Here is a 23,971-nt window from a genome sequence, read left to right as displayed (position 1 = left end):
CCGCGGGTGCCCCGCCCAGGAGGCGCGCCCCGCGACCACCTCCGGAACGCATGACGAGGAGCACGACATGACCACCGTCCAGCACCTGCCGAGCCTCGGGACCCACCCGGCCACGGGGACAGGACCGAGCCGCGCCGAGACCCGCGAACAGCTCTCCCGCGCGAGTTACGACCTCCTGGTGATCGGTGGCGGCATCCTGGGCATCTCCACCGCCTGGCACGCCGCGCAGTCCGGGTTGCGCGTCGCCCTCGTCGAGGGCGGCGACTTCGCGGGAGCCACTTCCTCGGCCTCCTCGAAGCTGCTCCACGGGGGTCTGCGCTACCTGCAGACGGGGGCCGTCAAGCTCGTCGCGGAGAACCACTTCGAGCGGCGCGCGGTCTCGCGGCAGGTCGCCCCGCACCTCGCCAACCCGCTCACCTTCTACCTGCCCGTCTACAAGGGCGGCCCGCACGGGGCCGCGAAGCTCGGCGCGGGCGTCTTCGCCTACTCGGCGCTCTCCGCCTTCGGCGACGGCGTCGGGCACCTGCTCTCGCCCGCGCGCGCCCAGCGCGACGTGCCCGAGCTGCGCACGGAGAACCTGAAGGCGGTCGCGGTCTACGGCGACGACCAGATGAACGACGCGCGCATGGCCGTCATGACCGTGCGCGCGGCCGTCGAGGCCGGGGCCGTCGTCCTCAACCACGCGGCCGTCACCGGGCTGCGCTTCACCAACGGGCGCGTCACGGGCGCCGAGCTGCGGGACGGCACGGACGGCACCGAGTTCGGCGTCAACGCGCGGCTCGTCCTCAACGCGACGGGCCCGTGGGTGGACCACCTGCGCCGTATGGAGGACCCGCACGCGGCCCCCTCGGTGCGCCTCTCGAAGGGCGCGCACCTCGTCCTCAAGCGCACCTCGCCGTGGAACGCCGCGCTCGCGACGCCGATCGACAAGTACCGCATCACCTTCGCCCTCCCCTGGGAGGACATGCTCCTGCTCGGCACGACCGACGAGGAGTACGAGGGCGACCCGGCCGATGTCGCGGTCAACGACAGGGACGTCACGCAGATCCTCGACGAGGCCGCCTACTCGGTGCGGGACCAGCAGCTCGACCGCTCGCTCATCACGTACTCCTTCGCGGGGCTGCGTGTGCTCCCCGGCGGTCCCGGCGACACCTCGAAGGCGAAGCGAGAGACGGTCGTGACCGAGGGCAAGGGCGGGATGCTCTCCGTCGCGGGCGGCAAGTGGACCACCTTCCGGCACATCGGCCGCACGGTCATGAACAAGCTCGCCTCGCTCCCCGGGCACCCGCTCGGCGACGACATGGAGCCCATCTCCGAGCTGCCGTCGAAGATGCCGCTGCCCGGCGTCGCCAACCCGCTCGCGGTCAAGCACCGGCTGCTCGTCGACCACCAGGGCGCGGGCACCGAGATGGCCGCCGACACGGCGCAGCACCTCGCGACGCACTACGGCTCCCTGGCCTTCGACATCGCGCGCCTCGCCAACGAGCGCCCCGAGCTGGGCGAGCGCGTCCACCCGGAGGCCCCGGAGATCTGGGCGCAGGTCGTGTGGGCCCGTGACCACGAGTGGGCCGAGACCCCGGACGACGTGCTGCGGCGCCGTACGACGCTGACGATCCGCGGTCTCGCGGACGACGCGCTGCGCGCGCGGGTCGCGAAGGTCCTCGCCGAGCGCGAGAGCTGAGCGAGAGTCCCGGGGACCGGCGCCGGGCCCCGACGAGGGCCGGCGCCGGGACGGGCGCGGCGGGGCGGTACGCGAGCGAGCGTGCCGCCCCGCTTCCGTACGCCCCCGTGCGGCCCGCTCCCCCGCGGCCGTCCTCTTCCCGGTCCGGTCGGCCCCGCGGCTTCGTACCGCCGCCACAGCGCCGCAATACTCGCCGCGCACAGTGGTCGTCATGAAGTTTCAGGTGCTCAGCCTCATCCAGCACGCGCCCCACCCCCTCACCTCCGTGGTGCGACCGGCCGCCGAGAGGTTCGGGGACGTCCTCGCGCTCGCCGAGGCGGCCGAGGCGCTCGGCTTCGACGCCTTCGCGGTCGGCGAGCGGCACGCGGGGCCCTTCCTCTCCTCCTCGCCCACCGTCGTGCTCGGCGCGATAGCCGCCCGTACGCGGCGGATCAAGCTGCTCACCGGCGTGACGGTGCTCGCGATCCTCGACCCGGTGCGGGTCGCCGAGGACTACGCGACGCTCGACCAGCTCGCCGCCGGCCGCCTCGAACTCGTCATCGGCAAGGGTGCGGAGGCCGGGCACTTCTCGCTCTACGGCCTCGACGAGGAACGGCAGTGGGACCTCCAGGCGGAGAAGTACGCGCTGCTGCGCCGGCTGTGGCGCGAGGAGGGCGTCGACTGGGAGGGCGAGTTCCGTCCGCCGCTCAAGGACGTCACGACCGTGCCGCGTCCGTACGCGGGCCCGCCGCCCGTGTGGCACGGCTCGGCGACGAGCCCGCGCTCCACGGAGCTGGCCGCGCGCCACGGCGACCCCCTCTTCACCGCCAACGCGATCCAGCCGCGCGAGGCGTACGTACGCCTCGTCGACCACTACCGCGAGCGGTTCGCCGCCTACGGGCACGATCCCGCCAGGGCCCGCGTCGCCGCCGGTTCCGGCGGTCTGCTCCTCGCGAACACGGCGGAGGAGGCGACAAACCGCTACCGCGAGCTGTACGAGGCGTCCGTGCGCCGCGCCTTCAAACCGCACCTGGCGGGGAAGGCCGGCTACAACACCCCCTTCGCGACGATCGAGGAGGCGATCGCGGAGGGGCCCCAGCTCATCGGCTCGCCGCAGCAGGTGATCGACAAGCTGCTCGGCTTCCACGCCTCCTACCGCCACGACCTCCAGTCGATCAGCGTCGACGGCTTCGGGCTCGAACGCGGCGAGCAACTGGAGCTGTTGCAGCGCTTCGCCGAGGAGGTGCTCCCCGTCGTGCGCCGCGAGGCCCCGACCACGCTGTGGGAGGAGGACGAGAAGGGCGGGGAGGAGTAAGCCGGGGCGTGCGGGGCAGTGATCGGGCGTTCTCCCCGCAGGGGACCGCGGAGGTCCCCCGCCCACGCCGTAAGGTGGGGCGTATGTCTGGGAACACGTCCGAAGGAGGCGGTGGGTGATCGAGCTCGAAGGGGTCCCCGAGCTGATCGACCCCATCATGGTGGCCGCGTTCGAGGGCTGGAACGACGCCGGTGACGCCGCCTCCAGCGCGGTCGCGCACTTGGAGCAGGAGTGGAAGGGCGAGGTCTTCGCGGCGCTGGACGCCGAGGACTACTACGACTTCCAGGTCAACCGGCCCACCGTCTTCATGGAGGACGGGACCCGGAAGATCACCTGGCCCACCACGAGACTCTCCGTCGTCCGGATCACCGGTGAGCGCCCGCGCGACCTCGTGCTCGTGCGCGGCATCGAGCCCTCGATGCGCTGGCGCTCGTTCTGCAACGAACTGCTCGGCTTCGCGCACGAACTGGGCGTCGAGATGGTCGTGGTGCTGGGCGCCCTCCTGGGCGACACCCCGCACACGCGCCCGGTGCCGGTGAGCGGGGTCACGTCCGACCCCGACCTCGCGCGCACGATGGACCTGGAGGAGTCGAAGTACGAGGGCCCCACGGGCATCGTCGGCATCCTCCAGGAGGCGTGCACCCACGCCGGGGTCCCGGCCGTGAGCCTGTGGGCCGCCGTGCCGCACTACGTCTCGCAGCCGCCGAACCCGAAGGCGACGCTCGCCCTCCTCAACCGCCTGGAGGACCTGCTCGACCTGCGTATCCCGCTCGGCGAGCTGGTCGAGGACGCGCGGGCCTGGCAGCTCGGGGTCGACCAGCTCGCGGCCGAGGACAGCGAGGTCGCCGAGTACGTGCAGTCGCTGGAGGAGGCGCGGGACACCGCGGAGCTCCCGGAGGCGAGCGGCGAGGCGATCGCGCGCGAGTTCGAGCGGTACCTGCGGCGCAGGGAGCCCGGCGCGGGTCCCGGCGGCCCCGGGGCTCCCGGCGGCTTCGGGCGCGAGTCGGCGGGCCCCGGCGGCGACCGGGCGCGCTCCGCGCGGCCGACACGCGCGGAGGAGCCGAAGGAGCCGAAGCCGCAGGAGCCTCCGGAGAAAGGCACGGAGGAGGAGAAGCCGGGGCGGGAGGCCGCGGGGCCCGGGACCGGCGAGCAGGAGACCGGGTCCGCTCCCGAGTCCTCCGGGGAGGCGCCGGAGCGGCGCCCGGACGAGGACGGACCCGGGGAACCGGGCGAGGAGGGGCCGGGCCGGGACTGAGTCCGGGTCCCGGCGGGAGTCGTACGGACGCGGGAGGGGCGGGGCGCCGGTCGGCGCCCCGCCCCTCCTCAGTGGGCCCGCTGGGCCGTACGGGTCACAGGGCGACGCCGAGGAGGGCGTCGGCCGCGCGCGAGACGAGGCCCGGCGCGCCCGTGTCCTCGCCGCCGGTCTCCTGCTGACGCGCGGCCCAGCGGTCGAAGGCGAGCAGGGCCCGGGGCGAGTCGAGGTCGTCGGCGAGCGCGTCCCGCACCTCTTCGACGAGCGCCTCCGCCGAGGGGCCGTCGGGCCGCGAGACGGCGGCACGCCAGCGGGCGAGCCGGTCCACGGCCTCCTGGAGGCCCTCGGCGGTCCACTCCCAGTCCGCGCGGTAGTGGTGCGCGAGCAGGGCGAGGCGGATCGCCGCCGGGTCGACGCCGTCCTTGCGGAGCTGCGAGACGAAGACCAGGTTGCCCTTGGACTTCGACATCTTCTCGCCGTCGAGACCGACCATCCCCGCGTGCACGTAGGAGCGCGCGAAGGGGTGCTCGCCGGTGAGGACCTGGGCGTGCGAGGCGCCCATCTCGTGGTGCGGGAAGGCGAGGTCGGAGCCGCCGCCCTGCACGTCGAAGCCCATGCCGAGGTGGTCGAGCGCGATGGCGACGCACTCGATGTGCCAGCCGGGGCGCCCCCGGCCGAGGCTGCCGCCGTCCCAGCTCGGCTCGCCCTCCCGGGGGGCCATCCACAGCATCGGGTCGAGCGGGTTTTTCTTGCCGGGACGCTCCGGGTCGCCGCCGCGCTCGGCGGAGAGCAGTCGCATCGCCTCGGCGTCGAGGCGCGAGACCTCGCCGAAGTGGCGGTCGGAGGCGACCGAGAAGTAGATGTCGCCCTCCAGCTCGTACGCGGCACCCTGCGCGCACAGGCGTTCGACGAGCGGAACGATCCGGGGGATCGCCTCGACGGCGCCGACGTAGTGACGCGGGGGCAGCATCCGCAGCGCCGTCATGTCCTCGCGGAACAGGGCGGTCTCGCGCTCGGCGAGCCCGGTCCAGTCCTCGCCGTCGCGCACGGCCCTCTCCAGGAGCGGGTCGTCGACGTCGGTGACGTTCTGCACGTAGTGCACCTGGCGCCCGGAGTCGAGCCAGACCCGCTGAACGAGGTCGAAGGCGTTGTAGGTGGCCGCGTGGCCCATGTGGGTCGCGTCGTACGGGGTGATCCCGCAGACGTAGATCCGGGCCACCTCGCCGGGGGTGAGCGTCACCGGACCGTCGGTGGCGGTGTCGTGTATTCGGAGGTCGCGGCCCTTGCCGGGAAGAGCGGGGACCTCGGAAGCGGGCCAGGAATGCATACGTCGAGGTTAACCGGCCCGGGGCGGGCCCGGTGGGCGGGTTCACCCCATCCGGGGGCGCTCCCCGGCCTCCGCAGGAGGACCTCACGCGGCGGACGGGCGGCGGGCGGGGGCCGCCCGGTCCCTGGCGGCCTCCGCAGCGGGTCCTCCGGCGCCGGGCGGGCCGGAACCGATGGACCCGGGTGGTGCTACACCGGCGGCCACGGGATCGCCGGCCACTCGTCGCTCGGCTCCGGGTGGACGCCCGTGGCGCGCAGCGTCGCCACCCGCGTCCGCAGGGCCGTGATCTCCGCTTCCGTGAGCAGCGGGGTCAGCGCCGTCGTCAGGGGGCCGTCCAGGGCCTTCGCCAGGAGCGTCAGGGCCTCGGCGGCCTCGGCGGGGAACGGCTCGCCCGCCCAGCCCCACAGCAGGGTCCGCAGCTTGTTGTCCGTGTGGAAGGTGACGCCGTGGTCGATGGCGTGGAGACGGCCCTCGGGGGTGGGGAGCAGGTGGCCGCCCTTGCGGTCCGCGTTGTTGATGACGGCGTCCAGGACGGAGAGGAGCCGCAGGCGGGGGTCGTCGCGGTGGACGAGCAGGGCCGTGCGGTCCTCCTCCACCTCCGCGAGGCCGATCGCCTTCCAGCCCTCCTCCGGCTCCTCGCCGTCCTGCAGGGCGAGGAGGCCGCCGCCGTCCTCGGACGTCTCGATCCACAGCTGGGTCATCGCCTCGCCCCAGGGCCCCTCGCGGAGCACGGTGAGCGGTACGAAGTCCCAGCCCATCGCCCGGCAGACCTCGTACGCGGCGACCTCGCGGCGGGCGAGGTTGCCGTCCGGGAAGTCCCACAGCGGCCGCTCCCCCGCGACGGGCTTGTGCACGCAGGCGAGGCTCCGCCCGTCGAGCGCGGCGTCGCAGAGGAGGACGGCGTTGGACGCGCGGGTGACCCGGCCGCGCACGGTCAGCTCGCCCCGGGTGAGGATCTCGCGGACGCGGGCGGGGTCCAGGGGCTCGGCTTCGGCTTCGGTGGGCTCGCTCACTCCGACCTGCGGTATCCGTTCTGTCGCGGGCACACGTGTCCTTCGAGGTCGAGCGGGAGGTTGCACAGCGGGCACAGGGGCCGGCCCGCGTTGACGACGTCGAGCGCGCGCTTGGCGAACGCGCGCGCCTGGGAGCCGCTGAGCCTGACCCGCAGCATGGGCGGACCGTTCTCGTCGTCCTGGAGGAGTTGCTCCTCGGCGGCGGCGAGTTCGTCCTCGGACTCGGCGTCGAGCTCCACGAGGGCCTGGGCCTCGACGATCATGCACTCGGCGTCGCCGTCCCAGGCCAGCGCCATCGTGCCGACCCTGAACTCCTCCTCGACGGGGGTGTCGAGCGGGCCGGAATCCGTGACTTCGGCGGGCGCGACCGCCGGGACGGCGGCGTTGCCGCCACTGCGCCGTACCACTTCGTCCAGCAACTCGTCCATGCGCTCGGCGAGCGCCGCCACCTGGGCCTTCTCCAGGGCGACGCTGGTGACCCGGCCACCGGCCGAGGCCTGGAGGAAGAAGGTACGGCGCCCGGGGAGCCCGACCGTACCGGCCACGAAACGCTCCGGCGGGTCGTAGAGGAACACCTGACGGGACACGTCCTTGACTCTCCTTGGGATCTGATGTCGGGGGGAGCGGGGCCCACGGGGCCACGGGTACCGGACAGCCTACTGCCGGTGACGATCAGGCCGCTCCCGCGCCGCCGCCGACCGTGGCCTGTCCCTGCTCGCCGCCCTCGGCGCGGGGCCGCAGGCCGTCGAGGTCGCCCGTGTCGCCGAGCCGGACGAGGAAGGGGCGCAACCGCGTGTAGTGGATGACGGTCACGGAGCAGGGGTCCACGTGAATGCGCTGGAACTGGTCGAGGTGGAGGCCGAGGGCGTCGGCCACGAGGGACTTGATGATGTCGCCGTGCGAGCACATGACGTACATCGCCTGCTCGCCGTGCTCCTCGGTGAGGCGCGCGTTCCACTCCCGTACCGCCTCGGCGGAGCGGGCGGCCATCGCGCGCAGGGACTCGCCGCCGGGGAAGGCCGCGGCGGAGGGGTGGTTCTGGACCACGTCCATGAGCGGTTCGCCGCTCAGCTCCTTGAGCTTGCGGCCCGTCCAGTCCCCGTAGTGGCACTCCCCGATCCGCTCCTCGGTGTGCAGCGGCAGCCCGGGGCGCGCGGCGAGCAGCGGCGCGAGCGTCTCCTCGCACCGCTGGAGCGGGCTCGCCACGGCGGCCACGAGCGGCAGCCCCTCCAGCCGCCCCGGCAGCGCCGCGGCCTGCTCCCGGCCCCGCGCGTCGAGGGCCACCCCGGGCATCCACCCGGCGAGCACCCCTTCGGTGTTGGCGGTGGACCGGCCGTGGCGCACGAGGATGAGGGTGGTCATGCTTTCCAGCCTACGCGGAGCGGAAATCCGGCCCGCAGGACGTTCCGGCCCCCGCGGCGCGGGCGAAGCGGAGCCCCGGACGAGGCGCGGCGCCGGGGCCGGCGGGCCCTCGCTCCCGCTCCCTGCGGCCACGTATGACCCCGGGCGGGCAGGGCACTATGGGGTGGTGATCGTGGACTGCGGCATCTACCGGAACGGGCATCGCACGGACGGCCCCAGCGACTTCTCGGACGCCCTCGACGCCGCCCGTGCCGTCGGCGACGCCTTCGTGTGGATCGGCCTGCACGAGCCGACCGAGGAGGAGTTCACACGCGTCACCGACGAGTTCAAGCTGCACCCGCTCGCCGTGGAGGACGCCCTCAAGGCCCACCAGCGCCCGAAGCTGGAGGTCTACGACGACTCGCTCTTCGTCGTCCTCAAGCCCGTGCACTACGAGGCCGACAGCGACACGGTCTCCTCCGGCGAGCTGATGCTCTTCCTCGGCGACTCCTTCGTGGTCACCGTGCGGCACGGGGACGGGACGCCGGTGGCGGAGCTGCGCAAGCACCTGGAGGAGAAGCCCGAGATGCTGCGGCACGGGCCGACCTCGGTGCTCTACTCGATCGCGGACGAGGTCGTGGACCACTACCTGGTGGTCGCCGACGAGTTGCAGAACGACCTGGAGGAGCTGGAGACCGCGGTCTTCTCGCCCGGCGGCTCCACCTCCGGCACGGGGGCGGGCACGGCCTCGCGGATCTACAACTTCAAGCGGCAGATCCTGGAGTTCCGGCGCGCCACCGGCCCGCTCGCGATGCCGATGCTGCGGCTCGCGGGCAACGGCCCCTTCGCCGCGGCCGTGCCCTTCGTGGACGACGCGGTACGGCCCTTCTTCCGCGACGTGAGCGACCACCTGACCCGCGTCAACGAGTCCGTCGAGGGCCTGGACCGCCTCGTCTCGGACATCCTCTCGGCGCACCTCGCGCAGATGGGCGTGCGCCAGAACGACGACATGCGCAAGATCTCGGCATGGGCGGCGATGGCGGCCGTGCCGACGATGATCGCGGGCATCTACGGCATGAACTTCGACCACATGCCGGAACTGCACTGGGTGTGGTCGTACCCGGCGGTCATCGGCCTGATGGTCGCCCTGGAAGTGCTGCTGTACCAGCAGTTCAAGCGGCGCGGCTGGCTCTGAACGGCGGGGGCGGACCGCCCGCCCGCGTCCGGCCGAGGCGGCGCGGGGCAGGGCGGGCGGCGGCCCCGCTCAGGCGAACTCGGGCTCCGGCGTCGCCGGGCCGCCGAGGGCGTCGCGGCGCTGGGGCATCGCGAGGGTCACCATGCGCCGCCAGCCGATCGCGCGCTCCCAGGCGTAGGCGGCGTGGATGGCGGTGGCGAGCACCGCGGCCTTGGGGCGCGACCAGCCGAGGATGCGGCCGATGTGGTCCATGACGGCGAGGCTCACGTCGCGGTAGATGAGGTTCTCGGCGCGCGCGCACTCGTGCAGGACGCGCTGGATCGTGCGGCCGTGGCCCTCGCGCGCGAGGCGCAGCAACTCCTCGTGGCAGTAGGCGAGGTGGTTGTCCTCGTCGGCCGAGATGATCCGCACCGCGTTCCCCACCTCGGGGTGCGCGGCGAAGTGGCGGCGCAGCATGTCCATCTGGTCCGAGGCGCGCTGCTCGGTGACGCGGCTGTGCGCGAGGTACGTGATGACGTCCTCCTCGCTCAGCGGCTCGTCGGCGGAGAGCTTGGCGTGCGGGAGGCCGATCCCCGCGCGTTCGAGGAGCATCGTGTAGTCGGTCTCGGGCGGGACGTCGACGGGCTCGACCCCGCGGCGGCGCATGAGGCCGTGGAAGATGCGCCCGTGCTTGTCCTCGTCGGCGCCGTGCCGGGCGACCTTCGGGGCGAGATGCACCATGCTCGCGGGGAGCAGGGCGGCGATCCGCCCGTTCTCCCAGCCGCCCTGCGCCTCGCCGCTGGCGGCCACCGAGCAGAAGAGCCGGTAGGTCTCGTCGTTGTCGATGATCTCCTGGAAGAGACTCCTGGCCGAAAGCATCTCCGTACCTCCACGTCGGGGGCGCGTACGTGCCCGCCCGACGAGTCAAGGCGCGGCCCCGGGGTCCGGCAAGCGGACGGCGCGGGGGGTGGGCCGTTCGGGTGGCGGTACACGGAAGGGGCACGCGTACGAATACGCGCGCCCCTCGCCGTACGGCCGGTACCGGCGTCCGCCCGTGCGGAGCCGCTCAGGCCGCCGGTGCAGCCGCTCAGGCCACCCGTGCGGCCGCTCAGGCCGCTCGTGCGGAGCCGCTCAGGCCACCCCGGCCCGCTCCAGCGCCTCGGCGCCCGCGCGCAGCGCGGCGACGCGCTCGTCGAGCGTGAAACCGGCGGGGGCGAGGGTGAGGGTCGTGACGCCGGCCTCCGCGTAGGCGCGCATGCCGTCGGCGATGCGGTCGACGGAGCCGAGCAGGGTCGTGGAGTCGATGAGACGGTGCGGGACGGCAGCCGCCGCGCCGTTCTTGTCGCCCGCGAGGTACTTGTCCTGGATCTCGGCCGCCTCCTTCTCGTACCCCATGCGCTGGGCGAGGCGGTTGTAGAAGTTCTGCTCGCGGCTGCCCATGCCGCCGACGTAGAGGGCGGTGTACGGGCGGAAGGTGTCGGCCAGCGCCTCGATGTCGTCGCCGGTCGCGAGGGGCACGGTGGGCACGACGTCGAAGCCCTCCATCGTCTTGCCCGCCTTCTCGCGGCCCGCGCGGATCGGCTTGAGCGCCGTCTCCTCCAGGTGCGCGGCGGCCGGGAAGATGAGGAGCGCTCCGTCGGCGATCTCGCCGGTCTGCTCCAGGTTCTTCGGGCCGATCGCGGCGATGTAGAGCGGGATGTGGGGGCGCTCGGGGTGGACGGTGAGCTTGAGCGGCTTGCCGGGGCCGCCGGGGAGCGGGAGGGTCCAGTGCTCGCCCTCGAAGCTCAGGCGCTCGCGGCTCATCGCGCGGCGCACGATCTCCACGTACTCGCGGGTGCGCGCGAGCGGCTTGTCGAACTTGACCCCGTACCAGCCCTCGGAGACCTGCGGGCCCGAGACACCGAGGCCGAGCCGGAAGCGGCCGCCGGAGAGGGAGTCGAGGGTCGCCGCGGTCATCGCGGTCATGGCGGGCTGCCGCGCCGGGATCTGGAGGATCGCCGAGCCGATGTCGATGCGCTCGGTTTTGGCCGCGACGTACGCGAGGACGGTGGGCGCGTCCGAGCCGTACGCCTCGGCGGCCCAGCACACCGCGTACCCCAGCCGGTCGGCCTCCTGCGCGACGGCGAGGTTGTCCGCGTCCATGCCCGCGCCCCAGTAGCCGAGATTGATCCCGAGCCGCATGCGCCACACCCCTTACTGATCAGTAACGTTTACGCCGGGACTCTACTGCGCCGCGTCGCGGGGCGACAGGGACGCGACGCGCGCGCGCACGTGAGCTTCGTCCCCCGGCGGCGAGCGCCCCACCGGGAACCCGCCCTCGCGGCACCCCACGAACGGACGTCCGACGCGTAATCTCAGCGTTCATGGAGCAGAGGCATCTCGGCCGGACCGGCCTGCGTGTGTCCCGGATAGGGCTCGGCACCCTCGGCTGGGGCCGGGACACCGACGAGCACGAGGCCGCCGCCTCGCTCAAGGTCTTCTGGGAGGCGGGCGGCACGCTCGTCGACACCGCCGACGTCTACGCGGACGGCGAGGCCGAGTACCTGCTCGGGCAGCTCGTCGAGTCCCACGTCCCGCGCCGTGACCTCGTGATCGCGACGAAGGCCGGCAGCGTCCCCGACCCCGACCGCCGTTTCAACGCCTCGCGCGGCCACCTGCTCGCCGCGCTCGACGCCTCGCTCCAGCGCCTCGGCACGGACTACGTGGACCTGTGGCAGGTGCACGCCTTCGACCCCGTGACACCGCTGGAGGAGACCCTCCAGGCGCTCGACCTCGCGGTGAGCACGGGCCGTGCGCGGTACGCGGGCGTCTCCAACTTCAGCGGCTGGCAGCTCGCCAAGGCCGCGACCTGGCAGCTCGCAGGCGGCGGCACGCGGACCTGGCTCGCGAGCACGCAGATGGAGTACTCCCTGCTCCAGCGCGGGGTCGAGCGCGAGGTGCTGCCCGCGGCGCGGGACCTCGGCGTGGGGCTGCTGCCCTGCTCGCCCCTCGGGCGCGGGGTGCTCACCGGCAAGTACCGCGAGGGCGCGAGCCCGGCGGGCTCGCGCGGGGCGAGCGAGGCGATGGCCGGTTTCGTCGCCCCGTACCTCGACGGGACGGCGTCGGCGGTCGTCGAGGCGGTCGCGACGGCCGCCGAGGGCCTCGCGGCGACGCCGCTGCACGTCGCCCTCGCCTGGGTGCGCGACCGTCCCGGCGTCGTGGCGCCGATCGTCGGCGCGCGCACCGCCCAGCAGCTGAGCGAGGCGCTGTCGGTGGAGGGCCTTAGTCTTCCTGACGAGATCTGCCGGGCCCTGGACGACGTGTCCGCGCCCGTGCACCGCTATCCCGATCAGGACTGGAGCACGCTGTGAGCACGGAGCCGGCAGCCGGGAACACCGGTACGGAGGAGGACGCGCCCGGCGCGGCCCCGCCCCGTGCCGAGGAGGAGACCGGCGCCGACGGGGCCGGACCCCCTGCCGCCGGGGAAGCGCCCCCCACCACGGAGGGCGGGGCCCCCGCCGCCGAGGACGGGGACCGGAGCGGGGACTCCACCGCCGAGGACGGGGACGCGGGCGGGAAGACCGCCGCGCAGCTCTCCGAGGCCGAGGCGGAGCTCGCGGCCCAGCGGGTCGAGCGGGCGCGCATCGCGGCACGCAAGGCCGCCCGCGAGGAGCCCGTCGCGGCGGGGACGAAGCTCACGGGGAAGGCCGCCGAGCTGCTCGCCGCCGTCCGCGCGGTCGAGCAGGGCGAGCGGCCGGCGGCGACCTTCGACGCCCCCGCCTCCCCCGTCGCCCCGCGCCGCGCCGCTCCCCCGCCGCCCCGCCCGGCGGAACCGGTTCCCGCCCCTCCGGCACCCGCGGCGCCCGACCCGGCCGCGCTCTCCGCCGTCGCCGCGCTGCTCACACGCGGGGGCGCGCCCGAGGCGCTCGCCCCGGCCGCCGTGCGCGCGCTCGGCGAGGGCGCGGCGAGCGAGCTGGAGTCCGATCCGTGGCAGCTGCTGCGACTGGCCGGGGTCACGCCCGAGCACGCCGACGCCTTCGCCCGCGCCCTGCTCGGCGCCGAGGCGGCGCCCGGGGACGTACGCCGGGGGCGGGCGCTGACCGTACGGCTGCTCGAAGACGCGGCGCTGCGCGGGCACACCGTCCGTGAGCTGAGCGAACTCGCCGCCGCGCTCGGCGAGCACGGCGTCCCCGACGCCGAGGAGGCCGTCCAGGAGGCCGTCGCCGAGGGCGACGCGCTGCTCTTCCAGGACGGTGTCCCGCCCGCCGGGGACGAGGAGGAGGAAGCGCCGCCGGTCCCCGTGCTCGTCGGCCTGGAGCGGTACGCGCTCGCCGAGGAGAGCCTCGCGGACGCGCTCGGCCGGATCGCCGCCGCCGAGGTGGGGACCGAGGACGGCTGGGGGCCCGCCGCGGAGGCGGCGGGGCGCGGCAGCGCGGCCGAGCTGATCCGTGCCGCCGCCGCGCACCCCCTCGTCCTGCACACGGGCGGCGAGGCGGGCCGGGCCGAGACGGCGGCGCTCGTCTCCGCCGCGCGCGGCCTGGGTCTGCGCGCCTTCGCGGCGGCGCACACCGCCGAGGGCCGTCGCGCGCTCGCCGCGCTGCTCGGCGCGAAGGAGCCCGCGCTCACCGTCGCCGGACTGCTCTCCGGTACGCAAGGGCCCGCCCGCGACGAGGAAGGGCGCTTCGCGCTCGACCTGCTCGTCGTGCTCGACGCCCCCCAGCTCGGCGTCGAGGAGGCCGCGCTGCTCGCCGAGTCGGTCCCGGACGGGGCGCGGCTCGTGCTGAGCGGGGACCCGGGCGTGCTCGGTTCGGCGGGTGCGGGGCGGGTCTTCGGGGATCTGCTCGCCGCGCGCTTCGCGCCGCACGTCGTCTCGCGCACCCCCGACCCTGGCCCGGTCGGCGAGTTCGTCTCGGGGCTCGGCGTCGGCGAGTTCGAGGTGCCGCGCACGGGCGGCCACGAGGTCGTGGTGGTTCCGGTCCGCGATCCGGGCGAGGCCGTGCACCGGACGGTGCAGCTCGTCACCGACTCCGTGCCGCGCGCGCTGGGCGTCGCCCCCGACGAGACGCAGGTCCTCGTTCCCGGGCACGGCGGCGCGGCCGGTACCCGGGTGCTCAACGCGGCGCTGAAGGAACGGCTCAACCCGGGGCCCGGCCGCTTCGGCGGCTTCGATCCGGGCGACCGGATCGTGTGGTCACCGGCCCCGGGGCGCACGGCGCTCGGGCGGGTCGTGGGGGCCGACCAGGAGGGGCTGCGCCTGGAGTGCGAGGGCGTCCCCGTCCGCGTGGCGCCCGCCGACACGGGCCGCACGGTGCGCCATGCCTGGGCGCTCACCGCGCACCAGGCGGTCGGGCACCGCTGGGCGGCCGTCGTGGTCGTGGTCCCCGGCGACGCCGTCCCGGTCCTGAGCCGCGCGTGGTTCTACACAGCGGCGGGACGTGCCGAACGCCACCTCTCCGTCGTCCAGGGCGCCGGGGAGGCCCTGGCGCGGGCGGTGGCCGCGCGCCCCGCCGCAGAGCGCCATACCCGCCTCACGACGCTGCTGAGCAGGCCCGCGGAGGGCTGAGAGGGCGCCCGCGCCGCCGCCCCCCGGCCCACGGGCGGTCGCTACGGCACGGGGCGGTGCCTGGCCCCGTGCGGCGGAGCGGGCGGGGAAGTACGAGCGGCCGGTGTACGGGGCGGGAAGGCCGCCCCGTACCCGTGCCGCCCGCGCCGGAGCGGACGCTCAGAGTCCCTCGTCCTCGTCGATCTCGTCCTCCACCTCGCCGCCGTGGCCGCGCAGGCCCGGCCGGTGGGCGGGCCGTACGTCGTCCTCGGGGTCGTCGTCGAAGACCGCGCTGACGTCGAAGCGGCAGATGACCGACTGCGGGTCGGCGCCCTCGAAGGGCGCGTCGAGCCACTCACCGGGCTCGGGGGCGTCGTCGGTGGCGGCGACCCACAGCGTCGAGTCGCCCTCCTCCAGGCCGAATTCCCGGTGCCGCGAGGCGATCTCGTCCGGCTCGTACTCGCCGAAGAGGACACCGAGCGCCGCGTGCAGCCCGGCGCCGGGGGACTCGGGGTGCAGGTCCGCGACGCGCTCGGCCTGGCCGAGCAGGAGGTCGGGGCGGGCGACGGTGTAGTCCCTGCGGATGAGCACGCTCAGGGCGCTCGGGTCCTCGGGCCCGGTGTAGGGCGGCAAGGAGTCCTCGGCGCCGGGGATCTCGAAGGGGGTGACCTCGTCGTAGCGCTCGTAGAGCAGTTCGTCGTAGGTCTCCGCGGCGGTGGCCAGCTCGTTGAAAGCCTGGTAGACGGCGGGATCGTCCTCGCCCGAGCGGTTCTCGACCGCGGCCAGGTGACGGTCGAGCGCGGCCTTCACCGCCTCGGCGGCGGCACGTACCTCGGCAACCGGGGGCTGCTCAGCATCAGACATAGTGCAGACGCTATCCGTACCGGGCCTGTGGACGCACAATAGATACGATGCCGGAATACGAATTTGTCGACGTGTACGTGCCCAGGGGCGTCAGCCGCAAGGACACGACTCGCCTGCTCACCGACCACGCGGAGTACGGACACTGGGAGTTGGACCGCCTCAGGCTGCATCCCGACGGCAGCCGCCGGGTCCGGCTGCGGCGCAGGATCATCCGCCAGCCGCGGGCCACGTGGTGAGACGAGGAGGCGGCGGCCGCGGCCGCGGGTCCCGCGCCTCACCCGGACGGGCGACCAGGTCTCCTCGTGTTGTCGGGCCCCGCTCTCCCTGAGCGGGGCCCTTCGGCATGCCGTGCGAGGGGCGCCTGGGCGCGCGCTCGCCTACGGCCGCGGGTCACGCCTTCGCGCGGGCCTTGCGGTAGACCACGGCGCCCGCGAGGAGCATCCCGGCCGCGGCGGCACCGAGCGCGCCCGCGGGGATCTCACTGCCGGTCTCGGCGAGCTGCTGGGTGGGCTCCGGGGTCTTCGCGGAGACCTGCACGGAGTTGCCGGGGGGCGTGGTGTGCTCCGCCGGGGGCTTCGGCTTCTCCGGAGTCCTGGGAGTCTCCGGCTTCTCCGGCTTCTCGGGCTTGCCCGGGTGGCCGGGGTGCTCCGGGTGGCCCGGGTGCTCCGGCGGGGCCGGGGGCGGCGTCGACTCGTTGGCGCAGTCGTTGCCGAACACCGGGTTGAGGAGGCCGATGACCGAGATGCTGTTGCCGCACGCGTTCACCGGCAGGTCGACCGGCACCTGCACCTGGTTGCCGGAGCCGACGCCCGGCGAACCGACGGCCTGACCGCCCGCGTGGGCGCCGCCGCCGCTCTGGTGGCCGCCCCCGGTGTGGTGGCCGCCCCCGCTCCCGCGGCCACCGCCGTCCTCGTCGCCGTAGCCGCCGGGACGGGACTGGCCCGAGTCGTTCTCGCAGTGGTTGCCGAAGGCGGGGTTGAGGAGCCCCACGACGTCCACCGTGTTACCGCACACGTTGACCGGCACATCGACCGGTGCCTGCACGAGGTTGCCCGCGAGGACGCCGGGCGAGCCCACGGCCGCGCCCTGGGCGCCGGAGTCGGCGACCGCGTAGCCACCGGTGACGGCGAGCACGCCGGAGGCGGCCGCCACAGTCATCAGGCCCTTGCGCGTGACCTGTCGCATAGCAATTCCCTGTCGTAGTCACAGCTTCGAAGCGCACGGCACCTCGCGCGTGCGCGGTGTGGTGAGAGCCGCGGCCCCGGAGCGCGTCGCGCGCTCCGGGGCCGCAGGGACACCCCCGGCCGGGGGTGGCGTCCACCTGGATCAGGCGTTGACGCAGGTGTTGCCGAAGGCCGGGTTGAGCAGGCCGATCACGTTGATCGTGTTGCCGCAGAGGTTCACCGGGACGTGCACGGGAACCTGGACGACGTTGCCCGAGAGCACGCCGGGGGAACCGACGGCCGCGCCCTGGGCGCCCGAGTCGGCCGAGGCCAGGCCGGCACCGGCGAGCACGAGGCCACCGGTCGCCGCGACCGTGGCGACGATCTTCTTGATCATTTTTCCTCCTAGGTGGACAGCGCGGTCCCAGCCGCGGACCGCAACACCTGTAACGAGGAGGGAGTATTCGAGCTACGACCAGATGAGTGCATTCACCCGTACCAGTGGGAGTGGTACAGACGCTCGATTTCCGGCCGGTCGCGGCGCCCGGTGCGCCGGGCCCGACCGAGCCCGCCCCGGGACCCCGCCCGGCCCCGCCGCACCGCCCCGACCAGCGCGAACGCGCGCCGTGCCCGTACGCGACAGGGAGCGTACGGGCACGGCGCGCGCGCCGCTCGTGGGAGTGTGCGCCCTCGCCCTTCCTCGCCTCAGGAGGCGTCGATGAAGCGGTCGAGGACACGGACACCGAACTGGAGCGCGTCGACGGGGACGCGCTCGTCGACGCCGTGGAACATCCCTGCGAAATCGAGATCGGCGGGCAGCCGCAGGGGCGCGAAGCCGAAGCAGCGGATGCCGAGGTCGTCGAAGGACTTCGCGTCGGTCCCGGCCGAGAGCATGTACGGGACGGCCTTCGCGATCGGGTCCTCGGCGCCCAGCGCGGTCTGCATGGCGTCCACGAGGGCGCCGTCGAAACCGGTCTCCAGGGCCTTGTCGGCGTGCACGTCCTCGCGGCGCACGCGCGGGCCGAGGATGCGGTCGAGGTCGGCGAGGAACTCCTCCTCGTACCCGGGCAGGAAGCGGCCGTCGACGTGGGCGCTGGCCTCGCCGGGGATGACGTTGACCTTGTAGCCGGCGCCGAGCTGGGTCGGGTTGGCGGTGTTCTTGAGCGAGGCCCCGATGAGCTTGGCCATGCCGCCGAGCTTGGCGAGGGTCTCGTCCATGTTCTCGGGGTCCAGCTCGGTGCCGAGCGCGTCGCCGAGTTCGTCGAGGAAGTGGCGGAGCGTCTTGGTGACGCGGATCGGGAACTCGTGGCGGCCGAGGCGGCCGACGGCCTCGGACAGCTCCGTGATCGCGTTGTCGCGGTGGATCATCGAACCGTGCCCGGCGGTCCCGGCCACGGTGAGCTTCATCCAGTGCATCCCCTTCTGGGCCGTCTCGACGAGGTAGAGCCGCAGCTTCTCGTTGACGGTGAAGGAGAAGCCGCCGACCTCGCCGATCGCCTCGGTGACGCCTTCGAAGAGGTCCGCGTGGTGGTCCACGAGGTGCCGCGCGCCCCACGTGCCGCCGGCCTCCTCGTCGGCGAGGAAGGCGAGGACGATGTCGCGCGGGGGCTTGCGGCCCGTGCGGAGCCGGTCGCGGACGACCGCGAGGGTCATCGCGTCCATGTCCTTCATGTCGACGGCGCCGCGCCCCCACACGCAGCCGTCGGCGACCTCGCCCGAGAAGGGGTCGTGGGTCCAGTCGGCGGCGTTGGCGGGGACGACGTCGGTGTGGCCGTGGATGAGGAGGCCGGGGCGGGAGCGGTCCTCGCCCTCGACGCGGGCCACGACCGAGGCGCGGCCCGGGTGGGACTCGAAGATCCGTGGTTCGAGGCCGACCTCGGCCAGCTTCTCGGCGACGTACTCGGCCGCCGCGCGCTCGCCGGGGCCCGAGTGGTCCCCGTAGTTGCTGGTGTCGATGCGGATCAGGTCCCGGGTGAGATCGACGACCTCGTCCTGGCCCGAAGCCGCCCTTCCGGTGCTCGGCTCGCTCACGCTGCTCTCCTTGGCGGTCGGTCGGCCGGCGCCCTGCTCGGCGCCGCGCTCCCCCCATCCTCGCGCGCCCCCCGCCGCGCCCCCAAGACCGCCCTCCCCCGGGACACACGCCGTTCACAGGGGCCCGGACCAGGGGTGATCGACCGCCCTCGGATGTTTGGTATTGTTTTCCACGTCGCCGGGGCCGAACAGCCCAGAGCGAACACCCTGTCCGGGTGGCGGAATGGCAGACGCGCTAGCTTGAGGTGCTAGTGCCCTTTATCGGGCGTGGGGGTTCAAGTCCCCCCTCGGACACACAGTGAGGGCCCCGCGAGAGCGGGGCCCTTCTTCGTGTGCCGGTACTCGCCCCGCACCCCCCGGCCCGGCCCGCCCCCTCTGCCCGCGTGCCGCCCACCGCTCCCCCGCGCCGCCGGGACGGGCCCAGACGAGCGCCACGGGCCTCACCTGCGCGGTGCTCCATCCAGGAAAACCGCAGGTCAGCGCGGTGATGACCACATGGCGGGACCTGGGCTGTCTAGATGCATCGCCCATTGATATAAAGATCGGGTGACTGAGCAACGCGTTGTTTCGCGTGGGCCGGTCATCCGGACGCTTACTTGTTCGCGGCCCCTGCCCGGCCGCGCGAGCGCACCTCGGCTCCTGCCACGACTTACGGGCCTCACCCAGGCCCCGTGCCATGACAGCCGTCCGATCTGTTTCTCCAGGCGTTGCCGGATGTCACCGTCCGCGCGTGTCCCAGAGTCGCCGTCGACCAAGACGGCACCCGTCCCCCGTACGGGCCATGCGCCGCTGTCTACGGCGACGTCGCACGCCTGTAGCCCCTCGCTTCCATAACGTAACCACTGCCGTCTCCGAGACGGCTCCATCACCGAGCCACGGATGCCCCGCGGCCCTGTTCGTGCTGCCCGGCCACCGGCCTCGGGTGCGGCCGGCGGGGGCGGCGCGCGTGCGTGCGCGGCTCGGTGTGCCCGCCCATGGCCAGGGAGAAGCACGACCCCATGCACCTTCTTGTCAAAGGGATTCAGCACCAGCTCACCGGTGAAGTCCTTGTCCCCAACTCCAAGTACCACGCGCACCGTGCCCTGATCCTCGCCTCGCTGGCCGAGGGCGTCAGCCGCGTGCACGGGCTCTCCGACGCCCGGCACGTCCAGTACACCGTGCAGCTGCTGCGCGGCCTGGGGGTCAGGATCACCACCGAGGGCGACACCTTTGTGGTGCACGGTCTCGGTGGGCGCTACCGGCCGCGCCGCGCGGCCGTGTCCGCCGGTTCCTCCGGCACGACGCTCTACTTCATGATCGGCCTGGCCTCGCTCTCGGACCGCGACGTCGCGGTGACCGGGCAGAAGTACTTCCGCCGCCGTCCCGTGGGCCCCCTGCTCGCCGCGCTGCGGCAGATGGGCGTCGGCGTCGAGTCGGCCGACGACTGCCCGCCCGTGGGAGTCACCGCGCGGCGTCCCAGCGGCGGGCACGTCCGCATCGCCGGGACGCTCTCGCAGTGGATCTCCGGGCTCATCCTGCTCGCGCCGTTCGCGACGGGGCCCACCACGATCGAGGTCGAGGGCGAACTCAACGAGCGCTCCTACCTGGAGCTGACCGTCGCGATGATGCGGCAGTTCGGCCTGCGGGTCACCGTCTCCGACGACTGGCGGCGCTTCGACGTGGAGCCGGGGCAGTCGGCCGTGGCGACGGAGCTGACGCTGCCGCCCGACATCGGCTCGGCCGCCTTCGGGATCGCCGTCGCCGCGCTGCACCCCTCGGACGTCCTGCTCAAGGGCATGAACCGCCTGGAGGGCGGTCCCGCCGACCACCCCGAGTTCCATTTCCTCGACATCGCGCGCGCGATGGGGGTCCCGATGGAGCTGGACGAGGCGGCCGGCGGGGTGCGCATCCGGCAGGAGGCGCCGATGCTCAAGGGCGTCGAGGTGGACTGCCGGGACGTGCCCGACATGCTGCCGATCCTCTCCACCCTCGGCTCCTTCGCCTACGGCGAGTCCGTCTTCCACAACATCGCGCACACCCGGCTCAAGGAATCCGACCGCGCCGCCGCGATGCTCCAGCTCAACGCGATGGGAGGGGATCTGGAGCTGGACGCGGACGCGCTGCGGGTGCGCGGCGTCGAGGGGCTGGTGGGCGCGAAGCTCTCCTCGTTCAACGACCACCGGGTGCTGATGTCGCTCGCCGTCGCCTCCTCGCGGGCGCGCGGCCACTCGACGCTGACGTATCCGAACGCGTACCGGATCTCGTACCCGGCCTTCCTCGACGCGATGAACACGCTCGGCGTGCCGATGAGTGTCGAGGACGGGCCCGCTCCCTCGGGACGGCCGCGGCAGCGGCGGCTGGAGAAAGAGGTCACGAAGCCGGACCTCGCGGCGCGCGTGACGCTCCCCGAGTGGCTGCGGCGCCGGGCGGCGAGTCGTCCGCACGACGTCGCGGTCGTCGACGTCCGGGCCGACAGGGACGAGACCGTGACATGGCGCGAGCTGCACGAGCGGGTCGAGCGCGCGGCCTCGCTGCTGCTCGGGCTCGGGGTGCGGCCCGGCGACAACGTGGCGTACCAGCTCCCGAACCGCGTCGAGTTCGTCGTGCTCTCGCTCGCCGCGCTGCGGATCGGGGCGGTGTGCTGCCCCGTCATCCCGTTCTTCCGGGAGCGGGAACTCGGCTTCGTGCTGCGCCGCTCCCGGGCGAAGGTGCTCGTCGTCGCCGACCGGTACCGCAACCGGCGACCTGCCGAGGAGGTGCTCGGGCTCTCCGCCGGGGAACGCGGGGAGCTGTCGCGGCTCGTCGTGCTCGCCGAGGACGGCGGGAGCGCGGAGCTGCCCGGGGCGGACCACCCGGGTGTCACGGTGCACGACTGGGAGAAGGCGCTCGCGGGCACCGAGGTGGACCGGGCCGCGCTCGACGCGTACGTCCCCTCGCCCGAGGCGACCGCGCAGCTCCTGTTCACCTCGGGCACCACCGGGGAGCCGAAGGGCGTCACGCAGCCCTCGCAGAACCTCGTGCGCGCGGTCTCGATGGAGATCAGGCACCTCGGGCTGCACGCGGGGGACGCGATCTGGGTGCCCTCGCCGCTCGCGCACCAGACGGGGTTCCTGTACGGGATGACGCTCGCGCTCGTCCTCGGCGTCCCGCAGATCACGCAGGCCGAGTGGGACGCGAAGCGCGCGCTCACCTCGCTCAACACGCACGGGGCCAGCTTCGTGCAGGCCGCGACGCCGTTCCTGACCGACCTCGTGAAGGCGGTCGAGGACGGCGGGGACATGCCGCGCAAGCTGCGGATCTTCGTCGCGACCGGGGCGCAGGTGCCGCGCGGGCTCGCCGAGCGGGCCGGGCGGGTGCTCGGCGCCGACGTGTGCGGGGCCTTCGGGACGACCGAGACGTGCCTCGGAGCGCTCTCCGCGCCCGGCGACGAGCCGGCGCAGCGCTGGGGCTCGGACGGGCGGCCGCTCGACGGGATCGAGCTGCGGATCACGGACGACCAGGGGCACGCGCTCCCGGCCGGGGTCGAGGGAAACTTCGAGCTGCGCTCCCCCACCGTGTTCGACGACTACCTGGACCGGCCGGACCTGACCGCCGAGGTGTTCACGGAGGACGGCTGGTACCGCACCGGCGACCTCGCGACGCTCGACGCCTCGGGGTATCTGCGGATCACCGGGCGCGTCAAGGACGTCATCAACCGGGGCGGCGAGAAGATCCCTGTCGCGGAGATCGAGCAGTTGCTCTTCGCGCACCCGGCCGTCGAGGACATCGCCGTCGTCGCGATGCCCGACGCGCGGCTCGGTGAACGCGCGTGCGCCTTCGTGGTGTTCAAGGAGGGCGAGCGGCTCGGCTTCGGCGAGATGCGCGCGTATCTGGACGAGCACCAGGTGGCCAAGCAGTACTGGCCCGAACGGCTCGAACCGCTCGGGGTGCTGCCGCGCAACCCGATCGGCAAGGTGCAGAAGTTCGCCCTGCGCGAGAGAGCGAGGGAACTGAGGCCGCAGGAGGACTGAGTCCCCGGGGCCGGAGGGCGGCGCGCCGCCCTCCGGCCCTCCGGGCGTGAGGGCCCGGGACGGCGGGGAGGGCCGCGCGGCGCCCCGCCGACGCAGAGCTGGACCGTACGAGAAGAAGAAGAGGCAGCACATGAGCGACGAGCACTCCTTCGAGGAGCTCCGCACCCAGGTAGAGGCGTGGGTGGAGGGCCCCGGCGAGCGCTGGGCGGAGCGCATCGAGGAGACCGGTGAGGTCCCCGAGGCGCTGTGGGCCGAGCTGAACGAGCGGGGGTTCCTGCGCATGGCGGCGCCCGTCGCGTACGGGGGGCACGGGCTGCCGTTCTCGCGCTGGATGGAGCTGATGGAGGTCTTCTCCCGCTCGCACGGCTCGATCCGCATGATCGTGCACGTCGTCAACGGCATCTGGCGGGCGATGGACGGGCACGCCACCGAGGAGCAGCGCAAGCGCTTCGTCCTCCCCTCGATCACCGGTGAGATCAAGATCGCCTTCACCCTCACCGAGCCGGGCAACGGCACGGGCGCGGACATCACGACGTCCGTGGTGCGCGAGGGCGACACGTACTACCTCTCGGGGAGCAAGCACCTCATCACCTTCGGTGTGCGCTGCGACTACTACCTGCTCGCGGCGCGGGTCGAGGGCAGTACGGGCCACGAGGGCACCGTCGCGCTGCTCGTGCCGCGCCACGCGCCGGGCGTCACGGTGGAGGACACCTCGCAGACGATGGGCGTCACGGGCACGGACCACGCCTCGCTGAGCTTCGAGCGCACGCCCGTCCCGGTCGACCACCGGCTCGGCGCGGAGGGCGAGGGGCTCGACGTCTTCCTCGGCGGCTTCCTGACGCCCTCGCGCATCTCGGTCGCGATGAGCTGCGTCGGGCTCGCCGAGCGGGCCCAGCAGCTCGCGGTCGCGTACGCGCGGGACCGGGTCACGTTCGGCAAGGCGCTGACGCAGCGCCAGGCGATCCAGTTCATGCTCGCCGAGAACGCCGCCGACATCGAGGCGGCCAAGCAGCTCGTGCTGCACGCCGCGCGCCGCTTCGAGCAGGGGGCCGAGGACGCCTCCCTGCAGTCGTCGATGGCGAAGATGCACGCCGTGACGATGCTGACGCACGTCACCGACAAGGCCCTCCAGATCCACGGCGGACTCGGCTACTGGAAGAGCCAGAAGATCGAGCGGGTCTACCGGGACGCCCGCGCACAGCGCTTCGAGGAGGGCACCAACGAGGTGCAGAAGGCCGTCGTCTTCCGCGAGGTGCTGCGCCGCACGCCGCCGGTGGCCGCCCCGGAGGCCGGGCGCTGAACGGCGCCCCGCCCGTACCCG

At 73.8% G+C, this 23,971-nt stretch carries 19 protein-coding genes and 1 tRNA gene; 10 read left to right on the top strand and 10 right to left on the bottom strand.

All coding sequences use genetic code 11. The annotated features are described in order from the left end of the window. The first annotated feature begins 67 nt into the window (after positions 1 to 67). The 3 genes from IF99_RS0105410 (at position 68) to IF99_RS0105400 (ending at position 4,230) form a co-directional block, all read left to right on the top strand. On the top strand, positions 68 to 1,681 hold the full coding sequence (locus IF99_RS0105410; RefSeq protein ID WP_030995177.1) for a glycerol-3-phosphate dehydrogenase/oxidase: 1,614 nt from the start codon (positions 68 to 70) through the stop codon (positions 1,679 to 1,681). Positions 1,682 to 1,892: 211 nt separating this feature from the next. Further along, on the top strand, positions 1,893 to 2,975 hold the full coding sequence (locus IF99_RS0105405; RefSeq protein ID WP_037826480.1) for an LLM class flavin-dependent oxidoreductase: 1,083 nt from the start codon (positions 1,893 to 1,895) through the stop codon (positions 2,973 to 2,975). 115 nt (positions 2,976 to 3,090) lie between these two features. Next, positions 3,091 to 4,230: a PAC2 family protein gene (locus IF99_RS0105400; protein ID WP_078654997.1), complete on the top strand. Its 1,140-nt coding sequence runs from the start codon at positions 3,091 to 3,093 to the stop codon at positions 4,228 to 4,230. Between the two features lie 94 nt (positions 4,231 to 4,324). On the opposite strand, the gene mshC is transcribed toward IF99_RS0105400, so the two are convergent. The 4 genes from mshC to IF99_RS0105380 all read right to left on the bottom strand — a co-directional run bounded on the left by mshC (position 4,325) and on the right by IF99_RS0105380 (position 7,929). Further along, positions 4,325 to 5,554, bottom strand: coding sequence for a cysteine--1-D-myo-inosityl 2-amino-2-deoxy-alpha-D-glucopyranoside ligase (gene mshC / locus IF99_RS0105395; RefSeq protein ID WP_030995174.1), 1,230 nt, complete (start codon positions 5,552 to 5,554; stop codon positions 4,325 to 4,327). 188 nt (positions 5,555 to 5,742) lie between these two features. Beyond that, positions 5,743 to 6,567, bottom strand: coding sequence for an SCO1664 family protein (locus IF99_RS0105390; RefSeq protein WP_051703377.1), 825 nt, complete (start codon positions 6,565 to 6,567; stop codon positions 5,743 to 5,745). Then, positions 6,564 to 7,154, bottom strand: coding sequence for a DUF3090 domain-containing protein (locus IF99_RS0105385; RefSeq protein ID WP_078654996.1), 591 nt, complete (start codon positions 7,152 to 7,154; stop codon positions 6,564 to 6,566). Before IF99_RS0105385 ends, IF99_RS0105390 begins: the two co-directional genes overlap by 4 nt. An 85-nt stretch (positions 7,155 to 7,239) precedes the next feature. Further along, on the bottom strand, positions 7,240 to 7,929 hold the full coding sequence (locus IF99_RS0105380; RefSeq protein ID WP_030995171.1) for a histidine phosphatase family protein: 690 nt from the start codon (positions 7,927 to 7,929) through the stop codon (positions 7,240 to 7,242). Positions 7,930 to 8,095: 166 nt separating this feature from the next. On the opposite strand from IF99_RS0105380, the gene corA reads away from it, so the two are divergent. Continuing rightward, the gene (corA, locus tag IF99_RS0105375) at positions 8,096 to 9,103 is read left to right on the top strand and encodes a magnesium/cobalt transporter CorA (protein WP_030995170.1); all 1,008 of its coding nucleotides are present in this window, start codon (positions 8,096 to 8,098) and stop codon (positions 9,101 to 9,103) included. Between the two features lie 69 nt (positions 9,104 to 9,172). Here corA and IF99_RS0105370 read toward each other — a convergent pair whose 3' ends face one another. Together IF99_RS0105370 and IF99_RS0105360 are read right to left on the bottom strand one after the other, a co-directional pair. After that, positions 9,173 to 9,961, bottom strand: a complete 789-nt coding sequence (locus tag IF99_RS0105370; protein WP_030995169.1) for a hypothetical protein — start codon at positions 9,959 to 9,961, stop codon at positions 9,173 to 9,175. A gap of 252 nt (positions 9,962 to 10,213) precedes the next feature. After that, positions 10,214 to 11,263 carry an LLM class F420-dependent oxidoreductase gene (locus tag IF99_RS0105360; protein ID WP_030995168.1) on the bottom strand — a complete coding sequence of 350 codons (1,050 nt, stop codon included), beginning with the start codon at positions 11,261 to 11,263 and terminating at the stop codon, positions 10,214 to 10,216. Positions 11,264 to 11,445: 182 nt separating this feature from the next. Here IF99_RS0105360 and IF99_RS0105355 point away from each other — a divergent pair, with 182 nt between their 5' ends. After that, positions 11,446 to 12,432, top strand: a complete 987-nt coding sequence (locus tag IF99_RS0105355; protein ID WP_030995167.1) for an aldo/keto reductase — start codon at positions 11,446 to 11,448, stop codon at positions 12,430 to 12,432. Next, positions 12,429 to 14,624 (top strand): helix-hairpin-helix domain-containing protein, encoded by a 2,196-nt coding sequence (locus tag IF99_RS0105350; protein ID WP_030995166.1) that lies wholly within the window; start codon positions 12,429 to 12,431, stop codon positions 14,622 to 14,624. The genes IF99_RS0105355 and IF99_RS0105350 overlap by 4 nt, the downstream gene beginning before the upstream one ends. A 159-nt stretch (positions 14,625 to 14,783) precedes the next feature. Here the strand turns inward: IF99_RS0105350 and IF99_RS0105345 are convergent, their stop codons facing one another. Next, a complete protein-coding gene (locus IF99_RS0105345; protein ID WP_030995165.1) occupies positions 14,784 to 15,467 on the bottom strand; it encodes a hypothetical protein in 684 nt (227 codons plus the stop codon). Positions 15,468 to 15,514: 47 nt separating this feature from the next. Here IF99_RS0105345 and IF99_RS0105340 point away from each other — a divergent pair, with 47 nt between their 5' ends. Then, positions 15,515 to 15,703 carry a DUF5703 family protein gene (locus IF99_RS0105340; RefSeq protein WP_009063724.1) on the top strand — a complete coding sequence of 63 codons (189 nt, stop codon included), beginning with the start codon at positions 15,515 to 15,517 and terminating at the stop codon, positions 15,701 to 15,703. Between the two features lie 154 nt (positions 15,704 to 15,857). Here the strand turns inward: IF99_RS0105340 and IF99_RS35550 are convergent, their stop codons facing one another. From IF99_RS35550 to IF99_RS0105325, 3 genes are all read right to left on the bottom strand, one after another. After that, complete coding sequence (locus tag IF99_RS35550; RefSeq protein ID WP_030995164.1) at positions 15,858 to 16,652, bottom strand: chaplin; 795 nt, start codon at positions 16,650 to 16,652, stop codon at positions 15,858 to 15,860. A 141-nt stretch (positions 16,653 to 16,793) separates the two neighbouring features. Continuing rightward, a complete protein-coding gene (gene chpH / locus IF99_RS0105330) occupies positions 16,794 to 17,027 on the bottom strand; it encodes a chaplin ChpH (RefSeq protein ID WP_030995163.1) in 234 nt (77 codons plus the stop codon). Between the two features lie 308 nt (positions 17,028 to 17,335). Beyond that, positions 17,336 to 18,661, bottom strand: a complete 1,326-nt coding sequence (locus IF99_RS0105325) for a M20/M25/M40 family metallo-hydrolase (protein WP_030995162.1) — start codon at positions 18,659 to 18,661, stop codon at positions 17,336 to 17,338. A gap of 209 nt (positions 18,662 to 18,870) precedes the next feature. On the opposite strand from IF99_RS0105325, the gene IF99_RS0105320 reads away from it, so the two are divergent. The 3 genes from IF99_RS0105320 (at position 18,871) to IF99_RS0105310 (ending at position 23,950) form a co-directional block, all read left to right on the top strand. Further along, positions 18,871 to 18,955, top strand: a tRNA-Leu gene (locus IF99_RS0105320). A 704-nt stretch (positions 18,956 to 19,659) separates the two neighbouring features. Continuing rightward, positions 19,660 to 22,650, top strand: coding sequence for a 3-phosphoshikimate 1-carboxyvinyltransferase (aroA, locus tag IF99_RS0105315; protein WP_030995161.1), 2,991 nt, complete (start codon positions 19,660 to 19,662; stop codon positions 22,648 to 22,650). Between the two features lie 130 nt (positions 22,651 to 22,780). Further along, positions 22,781 to 23,950, top strand: coding sequence for an acyl-CoA dehydrogenase family protein (locus IF99_RS0105310; protein WP_030995160.1), 1,170 nt, complete (start codon positions 22,781 to 22,783; stop codon positions 23,948 to 23,950). The last annotated feature ends 21 nt before the right edge of the window (positions 23,951 to 23,971 follow it).

Source organism: Streptomyces sp. NRRL F-5630 (assembly GCF_000719475.1).
In the GTDB taxonomy this organism is placed as follows: domain Bacteria; phylum Actinomycetota; class Actinomycetes; order Streptomycetales; family Streptomycetaceae; genus Streptomyces.
This window is presented reverse-complemented; position numbering and strand designations above follow the sequence as displayed.

Coding starts and splice junctions, on each gene's coding strand:
- chpH (WP_030995163.1), bottom strand. CDS start 17,027: ATGATCAAGAAGATCGTCGCCACGGTCGCGGCGACCGGTGGCCTCGTG.
- IF99_RS0105345 (WP_030995165.1), bottom strand. CDS start 15,467: ATGTCTGATGCTGAGCAGCCCCCGGTTGCCGAGGTACGTGCCGCCGCC.
- IF99_RS35550 (WP_030995164.1), bottom strand. CDS start 16,652: ATGCGACAGGTCACGCGCAAGGGCCTGATGACTGTGGCGGCCGCCTCC.
- IF99_RS0105410 (WP_030995177.1), top strand. CDS start 68: ATGACCACCGTCCAGCACCTGCCGAGCCTCGGGACCCACCCGGCCACG.
- aroA (WP_030995161.1), top strand. CDS start 19,660: ATGCACCTTCTTGTCAAAGGGATTCAGCACCAGCTCACCGGTGAAGTC.
- IF99_RS0105370 (WP_030995169.1), bottom strand. CDS start 9,961: ATGCTTTCGGCCAGGAGTCTCTTCCAGGAGATCATCGACAACGACGAG.
- IF99_RS0105310 (WP_030995160.1), top strand. CDS start 22,781: ATGAGCGACGAGCACTCCTTCGAGGAGCTCCGCACCCAGGTAGAGGCG.
- IF99_RS0105340 (WP_009063724.1), top strand. CDS start 15,515: ATGCCGGAATACGAATTTGTCGACGTGTACGTGCCCAGGGGCGTCAGC.
- mshC (WP_030995174.1), bottom strand. CDS start 5,554: ATGCATTCCTGGCCCGCTTCCGAGGTCCCCGCTCTTCCCGGCAAGGGC.
- IF99_RS0105360 (WP_030995168.1), bottom strand. CDS start 11,263: ATGCGGCTCGGGATCAATCTCGGCTACTGGGGCGCGGGCATGGACGCG.
- IF99_RS0105380 (WP_030995171.1), bottom strand. CDS start 7,929: ATGACCACCCTCATCCTCGTGCGCCACGGCCGGTCCACCGCCAACACC.
- IF99_RS0105355 (WP_030995167.1), top strand. CDS start 11,446: ATGGAGCAGAGGCATCTCGGCCGGACCGGCCTGCGTGTGTCCCGGATA.
- IF99_RS0105405 (WP_037826480.1), top strand. CDS start 1,893: ATGAAGTTTCAGGTGCTCAGCCTCATCCAGCACGCGCCCCACCCCCTC.